Here is a 14,903-nt window from a genome sequence, read left to right on the forward strand (position 1 = left end):
GGCAAAGGACGTCTACCCGGTTGCCCGCGCCATTCATATACTGCGTCGACCGCATGGACGCACAATCGACAGGAGATACCCGTGACCGCGCCTTACACCAGTTCCGCCGAAGTCATCCACCACGTTTCCGGCAAGCCGTACGTCGGCACCGGCACGCGCACCCAGGACGTGTTCAATCCGGCCACCGGCGCCGTCGCGCGGCAGGTCCGCCTGGGTTCGGTGGAGGACGTGGACGCGGCCGTGGCCAGCGCGAAGGCCGCGTTTCCGGCATGGGCCGACACGCCGCCGATCCGCCGCGCGCGCGTCATGCTGAAGTTCCTCGAGCTGATGAACCGGCACAAGGACGAACTGGCCGCGATCATCACCGCCGAGCACGGCAAGGTGCTGAGCGACGCGGCCGGCGAGGTCAGCCGCGGCATCGACATCATCGAGTTCGCCTGCGGCATCCCGCAGTTGCTCAAGGGCGACTTCACCGACCAGGTTTCCACCGGCATGGACAACTGGACGCTGCGCCAGCCGCTGGGCGTGGTCGCCGGCATCACGCCGTTCAACTTCCCCTGCATGGTGCCGTGCTGGATGTTCCCGGTGGCCATTGCTGCCGGCAATGCGTTCATCCTCAAGCCGAGCGAGCGCGATCCGTCCGCGTCGCTGTTCATGGCCGGCCTGCTCAAGCAGGCGGGTCTGCCGGACGGCGTGTTCAACGTGGTCCAGGGCGACAAGACCGTGGTCGACGCGCTGCTGCAGCACGCGGACGTCAAGGCCGCCAGCTTCGTCGGCTCGACCCCGATCGCCAACTACATCTATGAAACCGGCGCCAGGCTGGGCAAGCGCGTGCAGGCGCTGGGCGGCGCCAAGAACCACATGGTGGTGATGCCCGACGCCGACATCGACCAGGCCGTGGACGGCCTGATCGGCGCGGCCTACGGCTCGGCCGGCGAGCGCTGCATGGCCATCTCGGTGGCGGTGCTGGTCGGCGACGTCGCCGACAAGATCATGCCCAAGCTGGAAGCGCGCGCGCGCGAACTGGTCATCCGCAACGGCATGGAGCCCGATGCCGAAATGGGGCCGGTCGTCACGCGGCAGGCGCTGGAACGCATCGAGGGCTACATCGCGCTCGGCGTGGAAGAAGGCGCGAAGCTGCTCGTGGATGGCCGCAACTACAAGGTGCCGGGCCACGAGCAGGGCTTCTTCACGGGCGGCACGCTGTTCGACAACGTGACCCCGGAGATGCGCATCTACAAGGAAGAGATCTTCGGCCCGGTGCTGGCGTGCGTGCGCGCCGACGACTTCGCCCACGCGGTCAGGCTGGTCAACGAGCACGAATTCGGCAACGGCGTGGCCTGCTACACCCGCGACGGCCAGATCGCGCGCGAATTCGCCCGCCGCATCGAAGTCGGCATGGTCGGCATCAACGTGCCCATTCCGGTGCCGATGGCATGGCACGGCTTCGGCGGCTGGAAGCGCTCGCTGTTCGGCGACATGCACGCCTATGGCGAAGAGGGCGTGCGCTTCTACACGAAGCAGAAGAGCGTCATGCAGCGCTGGCCGGACGACACCACCCGCGGCGCCGAGTTCGCCATGCCGACGGCCAAGTAAGCGCCGTCGCCTTCGGGCCGGCAGGCACCGCGATCCCCGCGCGGATTGCCGCCGGCCCGGTTCGCCTTTACGTTCGCCTTACGTTCGCCTTCATGTTCACTCTCGCGCCCGCCCTCAGCGGGCGCGAATGTCGAACGCGCCGCCGGTCTGCGCCTGGTCGCGCAGCGTCACCGCTTCCTTGCCCAGCAGCGGGAACACCAGCTCGGCGAAGCGGATCGCTTCCTCCAGGTGCGGATAGCCGGACAGCACGAACGAGTCCACGCCCAGCGCCGCGTACTCGGCCAGCCGCGCGGCCACGGTCTCGGCGTCGCCCACCAGCGACGTGCCGGCGCCGCCGCGCACCAGCCCCACGCCGGCCCACAGGTTGGGGGCGATCTCCAGCCGGTCGCGCCGCCCGCCGTGCAGCGCGGTCATGCGCTGCTGCCCCACGGAATCCATGCGCGCGTAGTTCTGCTGCGCGCGCGCGATGTCGTCGTCGGTCAGCTTGCTGATCAGCCGCTCGGCGGCCGCCCACGCTTCCTCGCCGGTTTCGCGCACGATCACGTGCAGGCGCACGCCGAAGCGCACCGTGCGCCCCAGCTTGGCCGCGCGGGCGCGCACGTCGGCGATCTTCTGCGCCACCTGCGCGGGCGGCTCGCCCCAGGTCAGGTAGGCATCCACATGTCTGGCGGCGAGGTCGTGCGCCGCGTCGGAGGAGCCGCCGAAATACAGCGGCGGATAGGGCTTCTGCACCGGCGCGTGGAACACCTGCCCCTTGCGGATGCTGTAGTGCTTGCCGTCGAAATCGACGGTCTCCCCGCGCAGCAGGCGGGTCCAGATCTGCAGGTACTCGTCGGCGGCCTGGTAGCGCTCGTCGTGGGCGAGGAACACGCCATCGGCCTCCAGCTCGGTGGCGTCGCCGCCCGGCACCACGTTGAGCAGCAGCCGGCCGTTCAGCGCCTGGTCGAGCGTGGCGGCCTGCCGTGCCGACGGGCCCGGGCCGCCGAGCGACGTGCGCAGTGCCACCAGCAGCTTGATGCGCTGCGTGACCGGTACCAGGCTGGAGGCGACCACCCACGGATCCAGGCACGAGGCGCCGGTCGGGATCAGCAGGCCGTCGTAACCGAGGTTCTCCGCGGTGACGGCGATCTGGCGCAGGTAGGGGATGGTCGGCGCGCGGCCGAAGTCGGACTTGCCCAGGTAGCGCGTGTCGCCGGAAGTGGGGAGGAACCAGAAGATGTCGAGAGCCATGCCGTTGGATGCCTGAGGCGGTGAATGTGCAGGGCATCATTTGAGCGCCGCCGCCGTCCGCGCGTAAGAATATTTGCGAGATAGCTTGGGCGTTGGCCGTATATGCGGCGTGGGCCGAATGTGGATAAGCATGGGAGGAAATCTTCGTTCGGGCGAAAAATGCCGCTTCTTATACTGGTCCCTTTCGATCCGGGACGACACACACATGAAGCGCTTTCTGAACACGATGATGGTCTGCGCGACGCTGCTGCTGGCGGGTGGCGCCGCGGCGCAATCCCGGGAGGTGGTGATCGCCTACCAGGACATGGTCGTGCCCTGGCGCTATGCGCAGGATGCGCAGGCGGTCGAGAAGAAAACCGGCTACAAGGTCAGCTTCCGCAAGCTGGCCAGCGGCGCCGACGTGATCCGCGCGCTGGCCTCGGGCTCGGTGCAGATCGGCGAGGCCGGCTCGGCGCCGATCGCCTCGGGGCTGTCGCAGGGCCTCGACATCGAGTTGTTCTGGATTCTCGACAACATCAACGATGCCGAGGCGCTGGTGGTGCGCAACGGCAGCAACGTCAGGTCGCTGGCGGACCTCAAGGGCAAGCGCCTGGCGGTGCCGTTCGTGTCCACCTCGCACTTCCACACGCTGCTGGCGCTGGAGGCCGCCAAGGTCGATCCGCGCGGCGTCAGGATCGTCAACATGCGTCCGCCGGAAATCGCCGCCGCGTGGGAGCGCGGCGACATCGACGCCACCTTCATCTGGGACCCGGTTCTCGCCAAGGCCAAGAAGAGCGGGCAGGTGCTGACCACCTCGGGCAAGATTGCCGCGCAGACCGGCAAGGCCACGTTCGACGGCATCGTGGTGAGCAAGGCGTTCGCGCGCGACAACGACGCCTTCCTGACGGAGTTCGTCAAGATACTGGCCGACACCGACGCGGCGTACCGCAACAACAAGTCCGCCTGGAGCGCCGATTCGGCCCAGGTCAAGGCGGTGGCGAAATGGTCCGGCGCCGAGCCGGCCGAGGTGCCGGCCAGCCTCGCGCTGTACGAATTCCCGACCTTGCAGCAGCAGGCCTCGGCGGCCTGGCTCGGCGGCGGCGCGGCCAGGTCGCTGGCGGCCACTGCGGCCTTCCTGAAGGAGCAGGGCACCATCCAGAACGTGCTGCCCGACTATGCGTCCGGCGTGAACGCGACATGGGTACGCAAGGCAGCGCAGTAAGTCACATGCCCGGCCACGCGCCCGGCCATGCCGGCAGCCCGAAGGCCGGCGGCCGGATCGAGGCGCGCCGCCTGTCGGTGCGCTTCGCGCCGTCCGGCGCGCAGGCGCCGCTCGCGCTCGCCGGCGTGGACCTGTCCATCGCGCCGGCCGAGTTCGTGGTCGCGCTGGGGCCGTCGGGCTGCGGCAAGACCACCTTGCTGAACTGCCTCGCGGGATTCATCCGGCCGTCCGCCGGCAAGGTGCTGCTCGACGGCGAGGCGGTGTCCGGTCCCGGCCCCGGGCTGGGCGTGGTGTTCCAGAAGCATGCGCTGATGCCGTGGCTCAACGTGCAGGACAACGTCGCGCTGGGCCTGCGCTTTCGCGGCGTGCCGCGCGCCGCGCGCCTCGCCGTGGCGCGGGAGAAGCTCGCGCTGGTCGGCCTGGAGCGCCACGGCGCCACGCCCATCCACCAGTTGTCCGGCGGCATGCAGCAGCGCGTGGGCATTGCGCGCGCGCTGGCCAACGATCCGCGCGTGCTCCTGATGGACGAGCCGATGGGCGCGCTCGACGCGCTCTCGCGCGAGTCGGTCCAGGAAGTGCTGGCGCGGGTCTGGGCGGCCACCGGCAAGACCGTCTTCTTCATCACGCACAGCGTGGAGGAAGCGCTGTTCCTGGGCACCCGCGTGATCGTCATGTCGGCGGGGCCGGGCCGCATCACCCACGATTTCCAGGTGCCGTTCCTGCGGCGCTATATCGGCGGCGGCGACGCCAGGGCGGTGAAGTCGTCGCCCGAGTTCATCGACTGGCGCGAGCGTCTGCTGCAACTCGTTCACGGACAAGGCGCATGAGCCAGGCCGACGATGTCATCCGTCCCGCCATCGCGGCGGCGCCCGGCGAGGTGCCGGCCGGGGCGGCTGCCTCAGCCGCATCAGCCGGGCCGCTGCCCGCGGCGCGGCCGTTTCCGCGGCTGGGCAGCGGCGGGACCGCGGCCATCACCGTGGCGACGGTCGTGGCGCTGCTGGCCGGCTGGTGGGGCGTGACCGCGGCGGGCTGGATCGCGCCGCTGTTCCTGCCGCCGCCGGCGGCGGTCTGGCGCGCCGCGGTGCAGGCGTGGGACGGCAACGTGCAGGGCGGCCTGCCGCTGTGGCAGCACATCGGCTGGAGCCTGTGGCGCGTGTTCGGCGCGTTCGCGCTGGCGGCGCTGAGCGCGGTGCCGGTGGGGCTGCTGATGGGGACCAGCCGCGTGGCGCGCGGCATCCTCGACCCGGTGCTGGAGTTCTACCGCCCGCTGCCGCCGCTGGCCTACCTGCCGCTGATCGTGATCTGGTTCGGTATCGATGAGACCGCCAAGCTGCTGCTGATCTATCTGGCCTGCTTCGCGCCGATCGCGCTGGCCACGCGCGCCGGGGTGGCCGGCGTGCAGGCCGAGCAGCTGCATGCGGCCTTGTCGATGGGCGCCACGCGCGCGCAGCTCGTGCGCCACGTCATCCTGCCGTCGGCGCTGCCGGACATCCTGACCGGGCTGCGCATCGCCATCGGCTTCGGCTGGACCACGCTGGTCGCGGCGGAGATGGTGGCGGCCACGGCCGGGCTCGGCCAGCTGGTGCTCAATGCGTCGAACTTCCTGCGCACCGACGTGGTGGTCATGGGCATCGTGCTGATCGGCCTGATCGCCTACCTGTTCGACCTCGCCATGCGGCGGCTGTCGCGCGCGCTGACGCCGTGGCAGGCGCACCGCTGAGCGCGAAGCCGCCGCGCGCCGGCATGGCGCCGGGCGCGCGGCCGACAGCGGCCAGCAGCGGCCAGCAGCGGCCGGCGTCAGCCGCGTCAGTCGCGGGTGAACGACACCGGGAAGCTGTACTCGTACAGCGGGATGCCCGCGAACGCCGCGCGCGCGTACGCGGCGGGATCGCGCCGCGCCTCCCATGACTTGCCCAGCAGCGCGGTGGTGCGCGCCGCGCCGTCGTAGGGCGTCCAGCCCGACACCGTGTCGCCTGGCCGGCCGGTGCGAGCGAACTGCGCCCAGATCGCGCCCATGCGGTCGCGCACCTGGAGCTGGTCGGGGCTGTCCTGCACCAGCGGCCGCGCCGCGTCGAGCGTGCCGAAGATGAACGGCACCTCCGCCGTGTGCGGTGAGCCCAGCGCGCCGCCGCGCGCGGGAGATTTCCAGTCGAACTCGTAGGCATAGACCGGCGCGCCTTGCTGCGCGGCCTTGCGCTCGGCCACGGCCAGCGTCGGCAGCCGGTAGTTGTAGTCGCCGGCGATGCGGATCAGCAGCTCGCTCGGCGTGGCCTTGCCGTCGCGCTCGCGGTAGGCCTCGATCAGCCGGTCGGTGGCGGCGCCGTCGAGCCGCAGGAAGCGCTGGATGCGCTGGCGCGCCTGGGCGGCGTCCAGCGAGAAGTTGCGCGGGTCGGCGGCGAGGAAGAAGGTGGCTTCGTCGGCGGCGTTGCCGATCAGCACCGGCACGTCCGCCGCCAGCGGCGAGGCCACCGGGTCGAACGGATCGTCGGCGAACACCCGGCCGTCCAGCGTCGGGCGGAACTCGCTGACGCCGCCGGCGGCGCCCGACACCTTGGCGAACGCGGCCACCAGCTGCGCCACCGGCACCTCGCGCAGGCGGCCCGCGCTGGCGGCGTTCAGGCCGAACTCGCGCAGGAACGCATGCGCGGCGCGCGCCGCCGCCTCGGGCCCGGCCAGCTTCCACGCGCCCGAGCCGCTCTGCACGATGGCGCGCTGGATGTAGCCGCGCGCCGCTGGCAGGCCCAGCAGCGCCGTGACCTTGGCCGCGCCGCCCGACTGGCCGAACACCGTGATGTTGGCCGGGTCGCCGCCGAACGACTCGGCATTGGCCTTGATCCATTTCAGCGCGGCGAGCTGGTCGAGCGTGCCGAGGTTGCCCGACTCGGCGGACAACTGTTCGGGATGCTCGCCGGTGAACAGCCCGCCCAGCACGTTGAGGCGATGGTTGACGGACACCACCACCACGTCCTGCGACACCGCCAGGTGGCTGCCGTCGAAGCCCGCCGAGGTGCCGGCGCCGATGGCGAACGCGCCGCCGTGCAGCCACACCAGCACGGGGCGGCGCCGGTGGTCGCGCAGCGCCGGCGTGAATACCGACAGCGACAGGCAGTCCTCGCTCGCGGGGATGGCCGACCAGTACCAGGCGAACTCGGCCGGGCTGCCGACCTGCGGCTGCGGGGCCGAGGCGCCGCCTTGCAGGGCGTCGCGCACGCCCGCCCACGGCTGGCGCTCGAGCGGCGGGCGGAAGCGGTTGTCGCCGGCGGTGGTGGCGGCATAGGGCACGCCGCGGAACGCGAACGCGCCTTGCGCGCGCGTGCCGCGCAGGCGGCCCGAGGTGGTTTCGGCGACCGGCTCGGCGGTGGCGGCGGTGGTGGCGCATGCCGACAGCGCGCCCAGGGCGGCCAGGCTGGCGCCGGCGCGGGCGGTGCCGAGCAGGAAGGTGCGGCGGGAGGTGCTGCTGGAAGTGCGGCCGGAGGTGCCGGGCACGGTCGGGATGGCTGGAGTCAAGTTGGTTTCCGGTGGGCGCCGCGGCGCGTCCGGCCAGGCCGGACGCCGCGCGGCAACAGGCCATGATGCTAGCCCGGCGCTCGCGGCCGGCAAACGAAGCTTCGTTCATATGCGTATTTGCCGGCTGGCGCGGCGTCCGGCGGCAGCGGCGCGCGGCAGCGGCACGCGTTGTGGCCGCACGGTTCGCATATGCATGTGCGAAAGCCTTCGTTAGAAAACTCGTATTAATACGTTTCAATACAAGTCTTCGCCCGGACCTGTCCGGCGCCCGCTTGAGGAATCACCGTGTCCACCCGCGTTTTCGCGGCGGCCTGCGCCGCCGCCTTCAGCCTGTTCTCCGTCCTGCCGCTCGCCGCGCCCGCATCCGCCGCCGAGGCCTACCCGAAGCAGGCCATCCGCCTGGTGGTGCCGTTCCCGCCCGGCGGGCCCACCGACATCGTGGCGCGCCCGCTGGCGCAGGCGCTGTCGCACCAGCTCGGGCAGCAGGTGGTGGTGGACAACCGCGGCGGCGCCGGCGGCATCATCGGCGCCGACCTCGTCGCCAAGTCGCCGGCCGACGGCTACACGCTGCTGCTCGGCACGGTGGGCACCAACGCCATCAACCAGAGCCTGTACCGCAAGCTGCCGTACCAGCCGTCGACCGACTTCACGCCGATCTCGCTGCTGGCGTCGGCGCCGGTGGTGCTGGCGGTCAACCCCTCGGTGCCCGCCCACACGCTGGCCGAGTTCATCGCGCTGGCGCGCAGCAAGCCGAAGTCGATCGCCTACGGCTCGGCCGGCAGCGGCTCGCCGGGGCACCTCGCGGGCGCGCTGTTCGCCGACGCGGTGCACGCCGAGCTGCTGCACGTGCCCTACAAGGGCAGCGCGCCGGCCATCTCGGACCTGCTGAGCGGGCAGATTCCCGCCATGTTCGACCCGGTGCAGTCGCCGCTGGCCAACATCCGCGCCGGCAAGCTGCGCGCGCTGGCGGTGTCCGGCACGCGCCGCAGCCCGGTGCTGCCCGACGTGCCGACGATGGCGGAGGCCGGCGTGCCCGGCTACGAGGCCGAGGCCTGGTGGGCGCTGTTCGCGCCGGCGGGCCTGCCGGCCGCCGTGCAGCAGAAGCTGCAGGCGGAAACCGCCCGGGTCATGCGCAGCGCCGAGATGCGCGAGCAGCTGGGCAAGCTGGGCATCGAGCCGGTCGGCAGCAGCGCCGCGGAGCTGCGCGCGCTGGTGGAGACCGAAGTTCCCAAGTGGGCGCGCGCGGTGAAGAGCTCGGGAGCGACGGTTGACTGAGACGCTCGAGATCCGCGCCGACGCGGTGCTGGACCGCCACGCCGCCACGCCGCTGTACGAGCAGGTCTGCCGCATCCTGCGGGACGGTATCGACGCCGGGCGCGGCACGCTGCTGCCCTCGGAGGCGGCGCTGCAGCGCCGCTTCGGCATCAGCCGCGTGACCGCGCGCCAGGCGCTGCGCAAGCTGGTCGACGAAGGGCTGATCGAGACCCGCCAGGGCAAGGGCACCTTCGTCTCGCGCGGGCGCGTGCGGCATCAGCTCGACACGCCGCGCGGCTTCTACGACGAACTGCTGTGCCAGGGCGTGATCCCCGAAACCACGCTGACCGCGTTCGGCGCGCGCGCGCCGCGCGCGCCCGGCCTGTCGACCTACCTGGAGCGGCGCTACCTGGTCGACGGCGAGCCGCTGGCGGTGGTGGCGTCGTGGCTGCCCGACGCGGCGCTGGCGCTGGGCGAGCAAGTCGCGGCCGAGCGCACCATCTACGGCATCGTCGAGCAGGGCCTCGGCCACCGCATCGCGCGCGTGGAAACCACCATCAGCGCCGAGCAGGCCAGCGCGCCGGTGGCGGCGTCGCTGGCGCTGGGGCGCGGCGGCTTCGCGCTGGTGCTGCTGCGCCGCTCGTTCGACGAGCACGACGCGCTGTGCGAGATCTCGGCCTTCCACGTGCGCCCCGACAGGTACGAGTTCGTCGTCACCGCGCAAGGCCCGCTGGCCGGCGTGCAGACGCGCGCGCGGCCGCCGGGCTGACCCCGGCGCCGGCCACCCGTTATCCGGAACCCCCACCAGAGAGAACGACAGAGAACGACATGAGACTCAACGACGAAGAGGCAGCCATGCTGGCCGGCGAGGCCGGCACCGTGGCGCGCACTGTCATCGAACACCAGATCAAGGTAGGCGACTTTTTTGGCGCGCAGGATTTCGTGCCGGTGTCGCAGGCCCACATCATGGCCGATACCGAGAGCCTGGGGCAGGCCGGCGTGATGTGGCTGGAGCGGCTGGCCGACGCCGGCGACGGGCGCGTGCGCATCCCCACCATCACCGACCCGCGCGGCACCGATTTCGAGAAGGCTTCGCTGCTCGGCCAGGCCGAGTGGATGCTGGAGCTGGAGCGCCGCGCCATCGACGCCTTCACGCGCCTGGGCGTGAGCATGACCGACACCTGCATCAACTACCAGACCGTGCTGGCCGCCACGCGCGGCGAGCACGTGGCGTTCGGCGACACCGGCGTGGTCATCTATTCGAATTCGGTCAGCGGCGCGCGCTCGAACTTCGAGGGCGGGCCGTCGGCGCTGGCGGCGGGCCTGACCGGGCGCACGCCGCGCTACGGCTTTCACCTCGACGCGCAGCGCCGGGCCACGCTGCGGCTGCGCGTGGACTGGACGCCGCAGAGCCTCAACGACTGGGGCGCGCTGGGCGGCGTGATCGGGCGGCTGGCGGGCAACTACTGGCAGGTGCCGGTCATCGAGGGCCTCGAAGCCGCGCCGACCTCCGACCAGCTCAAGCATTTCGGCGCGGCGATGGCCAGCTTCGGCTCGGTCGCGCTGTTCCACCTGGTCGGCATCACGCCCGAGGCGGCGCGCCTGTCCGACGTGGGCGGCGATGCGCTGCCGGTGGCGCACCGCATCGGCCAGGCCGAGGTGCGCGGCCTGCAGCAGAGCTACGCGGTGGAAAAGGAGATCGACGTGGTGGTGTTCTCGGCGCCGCAACTGAGCCTGTTTGAGCTGCGCCAGCTGGCGGGGCTGTGCGAGGGGCGGCAGTTCAAGCGCCCGCTGCTGGCGATCACGAGCCCGCAGGTCAAGCCGGACTGCGACCGCTTCGGCTACACGGCCGCCATCGAGCGCGCCGGCGGCACGGTGATGTCCGGCATGTGCTTCTACCAGTCCTACGCGCGCGAGATCCGCGAGGCCAAGGGCTGGACGCGGCTGGCCACCAACAGCGCCAAGATGGTCAACATCCTGGGCGGCTACGGCTACGTACCCATGCTGGCGTCGATGGAGCAATGCGTCGACGCGGCAGAAACCGGAGAACTCGCATGAGCGACACGATCTTCACCGCCCGCCACGCGATGGGCCGCCCGGTAGCGGGCCAGGCGCTGGTCGCCGCCGACGGCTTCTCCGCGCGCTACGACCTCGACCGCCTGCAAGGGGTGTTCTCGCGGCCCGGGCACAAGCTGGCCGGGCAGTCGTACCTCGACCGCATCCTGATCCTCGACACCGCCAAGGGCGGCGTGGCGACGGCCTGGATGCTGCACGAGATGCAGTCGCGCCACATGGCGCCGCTGGCCATCGTCCTCAACTCGGTCAACACCATCCTGGCCCAGGGCGCGGCGCTCGGCGACGTGACGCTGCTGGCGGGCTTCGATGTCGACATCACGGCGCAGATCGCGCACGGCGCCTGGGTGGACATCGACCCGGCCACGCGCACGCTGCGCGTGGTGCAGCCGCCCGCCTCGTCGACCTTGTCCACCTTGTCCAGTTCGTCCACCTCGCCGCTGCTGCCCGCGCATGGCGGCGGCGAGGGCGGCCTGAGCAAGGTGCACGGGCCGGCCTCGCGCGCGCGGCGCTGAGCCGGCGCGTGCGCCGGGCGGCGCCCGCATGCCGCCCGGCGTTCTCTCTCTCTCCGGCCCCCGCGGCTTCCGCCGCGCCGGCCTTGTATCGCCATGTATCCGCCCGCGCCTATGCTACATGGGCATGCAAGTCCGGCGCGCGGCGATACACGGGGGATACACGCGGCCCGCATGCTGTGCATGACCCGCCATCACCCGGAGAGAGCACCATGCCCGACCACATCAACCAGCCGCGCCGCCGCCTGTTCGGCGCCGCGGCCATGACCCTCGCCGCCGCCCCGTTCGGCGCGATCCGTTTCGCGCACGCGCAGGCCGGCCCGCCGCCGGGCGCGCCGGCCTCGTTCGGCCCGCTCAGGCAGGTCGATGCCGGCGAGCTCAACGTCGGCTATGCCGAGGCCGGGCCCGCCGGCGGGCCGGTGGTGATCCTGCTGCACGGCTGGCCCTACGACATCCACAGCTTCGTCGACGTCGCGCCCATGCTGGCGGCGGCGGGCTACCGGGTGATCGTGCCGCACCTGCGCGGCCACGGCACCACGCGCTTCCTGTCCGCGCAGACCTTCCGCAACGCGCAGCAGGCGGTGGTGGCGCTCGACATCGTCGCGCTGATGGACGCGCTCGGGATCAGGACCGCCATCCTCGCCGGCTACGACTGGGGCGCCCGCACCGCCAACATCATCGCCGCGCTCTGGCCCGAGCGCTGCAAGGCGATGGTGTCGGTGAACGGCTACCTGATCAACAACCTCGAGCGCAACAAGCTGCCGCTGCCGCCCAAGGCGGAGTGGGGCTGGTGGTATCAGTTCTACTTCGCCACCGAGCGCGGCCGGGCCGGCTACGAGGCGAACCGCAAGGCATTCGCCAACCTGATCTGGAAGGTCAACTCGCCGCAGTGGCAGTTCGACGACGCCACCTTCGAGCGCACCGCGGCGTCCTTCGACAACCCGGACTACATCAGCATCGTGATCCACAACTACCGCTGGCGGCTGAGCCTGGCCGCCGGCGATCCGAAGCACGACGCGCTGGAAAAGCGGCTCGCCGCCGGCCCCGTCATCGCCGTGCCGACCATCACGCTGGACGGCGATTCCGACGGCGTCGCCCCGGCCACCGACGGCACCGCCTACGCCGGCATGTTCTCGGGCAGGCGCACGCACCGCATCATCAGGGGCGTCGGCCACAACCTGCCGCAGGAGGCCCCGCGGGCCTTCGCGCAGGCGGTGCTCGACGTCGACAAGTACTGAGGAGCGGCGGCTCAGCGCAGGGTGACTTCCGCGCACAGCCCGCCGCCGTCGCGGTTGCGCAGCGCGAGCGTGCCGCCGATGGCCAGCGCGAGCTGCTGCGCGATGGCCAGCCCCAGCCCGGTGCCGCCGGTCTCGCGGCTGCGCGACTGCTCGAGTCGGAAGAACGGCTGCATCACCGCTTCCAGCTGGTCCTCCGGGATGCCCGGGCCGCGGTCCAGCACCGCGATGACCACCGCGCCGCCGGCGTCCCTGCGCACCGACAGCTCGGCGGCGCCGCCGAACTTCAGCGCGTTGTCGATCAGGTTGGTCAGGATGCGGCGCAGCGCGTGGGGGCGCGTGACGATGGCGCCGTCGATGCGGCCGGCCGTCGTCACGGCCTTGCCGGTGTCCTGGTAGTCGTAGGCGAGGCTCTCGATGAACGAGGCGATGTCGATGCGCGCGGCGGCCTCCGCGTCGCCGTGGGTGCTGCGCGCATAGGCCAGGCCTTCCCGCACCAGACGCTGGATCTCGGCGAGGTCCTGCACGAGCTTGTCCTTGCCGGCGGAATCCTCGGCCATCTCGGCGCGCAGCGTCATGCGCGTGATCGGCGTCTGCAGGTCGTGGGAAATCGCCGCGAGGATCCGCACCCGCTCCTCCACGTAGTGCGCGATGCGGTCGCGCATGGCGTTGAACGCCATCGCCGCGTGGGCCACCTCGGCCGGCCCCGCCTCGCTCAGGCGCGGCGCCGGCTTGTCCGGGTCCAGCGCGTCGGCGGCGCGCGCCAGGTCGGCCAGCGGGCGGATGGCCAGCCGCACGGCGAACCAGCAGCACAGCAGCAGCAGGACGAGCTGGATCGCCAGCACGTAGGGCAGCCACTGCGCCAGTGGCAGCGGCGCGGGATGCACGTCGATGGTCAGCGGGCTGCCGTCGCTCAGCGTCAGGTGGGCCTGCAGGCGCTTGCCGTCGCCGGGGATGGATTCGATCTTGACGGGATGGCGCCGGCCGCCCGCTTCCTGGATGCGCGCGGCGATGTCGGCGCCGCGCGCGCTGAGGTCGGGCACGCCGGGCAGGCCGGGGCCGAGCACGAAGCGGTAGGTGCCGCGGTCCAGGCGCGGCACCCATTGCGCGCGCTCGTCGGCGGGAAGGCGGTCGAGGATGGCGATGGAGGTCGCCACGTCGCTTTCCAGCGTGCCCAGCATGACCGCCCGGGCGGTGAGGTAGCGCTCGGCGAAGACCACGCCGAAGGCCAGCCCGTACGCGATGGTCAGCCCGGCGAGCAGGATCAGGAACAGCCGCGAGCCGAGCGTGCGCGGCAGCGGCAGCAGGCGCGCGGCGGCGGCGCTCATTGGCGGGGCTCGGCGATCTCGACCGGCATGGCGAACACGTAGCCTTCGCTGCGCACGGTCTTGATGTAGGCCGGCTCGCGCGCGTCGTCGGCCAGGCGCTGGCGCAGCCGGCTGACCAGCAGGTCGATGGAGCGCTCGAACAGCTCGGCCTCGCGCCCCTGCGTGAGATTGAGCAACTGGTCGCGGTTGAGCACGCGCTGCGGGTGGTCGACGAACACGCGCAGCAGGCGGTACTCGGCGCCGCTGAGCGCGACCGCGGTGCCGTCGCGGTCGATCAGGTGGCGGCCGGTGGTGTCGAGCTGCCACGCGCCGAAGCGCAGCAGCCGGCCGGCTTCCGTCACCTGCAGGTTGGGCGGCAGCATGCGCGTGCGGCGCAGCACCGCCTTGATGCGCGCGAGCAGCTCGCGCGCGGCGAATGGCTTGGCCAGGTAGTCGTCGGCGCCCATCTCCAGGCCGACGATGCGGTCGGTCTCGTCGCTGCGCGCGGTCAGCATCAGCACCGGCGTGGCCTTGTGGCGGCCGGCGCGCAGCTCGCGGCACAGGACCAGGCCGTCGTCGCCGGGCAGCATCAGGTCCAGCACGATCAGGTCGACGGCACTGGCGTCGAGGAAGGCGCGCATATGCCGCCCGTCCGGCGCGACGGTCACGCGCAGGCCGTTCCTGGTCAGGTAGGCCGAGACCAGTTCGCGGATTTCCCGGTCGTCGTCGACGATCAGGATGTGATCGATATGAGGTTCCATCGGGAGCACCTTCGGCGTGGATCGGAAGACGGCGTGGCAACGGCACCGAAAATACCGGAAGACGGCCGCGCCGGGGGCCATGCCGGCCGCCCTCTTTGTATCGCAGTGTATCCGCGCGCGCGCCGCTGACACTGCCTTACGCTTGCGGCCGATGCCGATACACAGCGGACATGCCGGCCGTGTCTCATGCGGTCATGGCCGGCCGCGCCCGCGCCGCCGGCGAGTTG

13 protein-coding genes are annotated in these 14,903 nt (G+C 71.7%); 9 read left to right on the forward strand and 4 right to left on the reverse strand.

The window, feature by feature from the left end; translation table 11 throughout:
• Positions 1-81 precede the first annotated feature (81 nt).
• Positions 82-1,596, forward strand: coding sequence for a CoA-acylating methylmalonate-semialdehyde dehydrogenase (locus KF708C_RS14115; RefSeq protein WP_059412313.1), 1,515 nt, complete (start codon positions 82-84; stop codon positions 1,594-1,596).
• 114 nt (positions 1,597-1,710) lie between these two features.
• Here KF708C_RS14115 and ssuD read toward each other — a convergent pair whose 3' ends face one another.
• On the reverse strand, positions 1,711-2,826 hold the full coding sequence (ssuD, locus tag KF708C_RS14120) for an FMNH2-dependent alkanesulfonate monooxygenase (RefSeq protein ID WP_059412314.1): 1,116 nt from the start codon (positions 2,824-2,826) through the stop codon (positions 1,711-1,713).
• Positions 2,827-3,031: 205 nt separating this feature from the next.
• Here ssuD and tauA point away from each other — a divergent pair, with 205 nt between their 5' ends.
• The 3 genes from tauA to KF708C_RS14135 are packed head-to-tail and all read left to right on the forward strand — an operon-like array spanning position 3,032 to position 5,747.
• Entirely contained in the window at positions 3,032-4,027 is a 996-nt protein-coding gene (tauA, locus tag KF708C_RS14125) for a taurine ABC transporter substrate-binding protein (RefSeq protein WP_059412315.1), read from the forward strand.
• 5 nt (positions 4,028-4,032) lie between these two features.
• A complete protein-coding gene (locus tag KF708C_RS14130; RefSeq protein ID WP_059412316.1) occupies positions 4,033-4,854 on the forward strand; it encodes a taurine ABC transporter ATP-binding protein in 822 nt (273 codons plus the stop codon).
• On the forward strand, positions 4,851-5,747 hold the full coding sequence (locus KF708C_RS14135) for an ABC transporter permease subunit (RefSeq protein ID WP_156173827.1): 897 nt from the start codon (positions 4,851-4,853) through the stop codon (positions 5,745-5,747). The genes KF708C_RS14130 and KF708C_RS14135 overlap by 4 nt, the downstream gene beginning before the upstream one ends.
• 86 nt (positions 5,748-5,833) lie before the next feature.
• Here the strand turns inward: KF708C_RS14135 and KF708C_RS14140 are convergent, their stop codons facing one another.
• On the reverse strand, positions 5,834-7,534 hold the full coding sequence (locus tag KF708C_RS14140; RefSeq protein ID WP_231586487.1) for a carboxylesterase/lipase family protein: 1,701 nt from the start codon (positions 7,532-7,534) through the stop codon (positions 5,834-5,836).
• Between the two features lie 285 nt (positions 7,535-7,819).
• Here KF708C_RS14140 and KF708C_RS14145 point away from each other — a divergent pair, with 285 nt between their 5' ends.
• From KF708C_RS14145 to KF708C_RS14165, 5 genes are all read left to right on the forward strand, one after another.
• Positions 7,820-8,809, forward strand: coding sequence for a tripartite tricarboxylate transporter substrate binding protein (locus tag KF708C_RS14145; protein WP_059412318.1), 990 nt, complete (start codon positions 7,820-7,822; stop codon positions 8,807-8,809).
• Positions 8,802-9,557 (forward strand): GntR family transcriptional regulator, encoded by a 756-nt coding sequence (locus KF708C_RS14150; protein WP_059412319.1) that lies wholly within the window; start codon positions 8,802-8,804, stop codon positions 9,555-9,557. The genes KF708C_RS14145 and KF708C_RS14150 overlap by 8 nt, the downstream gene beginning before the upstream one ends.
• A 59-nt stretch (positions 9,558-9,616) precedes the next feature.
• Positions 9,617-10,846: an aconitase X gene (locus KF708C_RS14155; protein ID WP_020203966.1), complete on the forward strand. Its 1,230-nt coding sequence runs from the start codon at positions 9,617-9,619 to the stop codon at positions 10,844-10,846.
• Positions 10,843-11,376 (forward strand): aconitase X swivel domain-containing protein, encoded by a 534-nt coding sequence (locus tag KF708C_RS14160; protein ID WP_059412320.1) that lies wholly within the window; start codon positions 10,843-10,845, stop codon positions 11,374-11,376. The genes KF708C_RS14155 and KF708C_RS14160 overlap by 4 nt, the downstream gene beginning before the upstream one ends.
• A 209-nt stretch (positions 11,377-11,585) precedes the next feature.
• Positions 11,586-12,611, forward strand: coding sequence for an alpha/beta fold hydrolase (locus KF708C_RS14165; RefSeq protein ID WP_059412321.1), 1,026 nt, complete (start codon positions 11,586-11,588; stop codon positions 12,609-12,611).
• A gap of 11 nt (positions 12,612-12,622) precedes the next feature.
• Here KF708C_RS14165 and KF708C_RS14170 read toward each other — a convergent pair whose 3' ends face one another.
• Together KF708C_RS14170 and KF708C_RS14175 are read right to left on the reverse strand one after the other, a co-directional pair.
• Positions 12,623-13,936, reverse strand: coding sequence for a sensor histidine kinase (locus tag KF708C_RS14170; RefSeq protein WP_059412322.1), 1,314 nt, complete (start codon positions 13,934-13,936; stop codon positions 12,623-12,625).
• A complete protein-coding gene (locus tag KF708C_RS14175) occupies positions 13,933-14,676 on the reverse strand; it encodes a response regulator (RefSeq protein ID WP_059412323.1) in 744 nt (247 codons plus the stop codon). Before KF708C_RS14175 ends, KF708C_RS14170 begins: the two co-directional genes overlap by 4 nt.
• Positions 14,677-14,903 lie beyond the last annotated feature (227 nt).

The sequence above is a fragment of the Cupriavidus basilensis genome, assembly GCF_000876015.1.
Classification (GTDB): Bacteria; Pseudomonadota; Gammaproteobacteria; order Burkholderiales; family Burkholderiaceae; genus Cupriavidus; species Cupriavidus basilensis_B.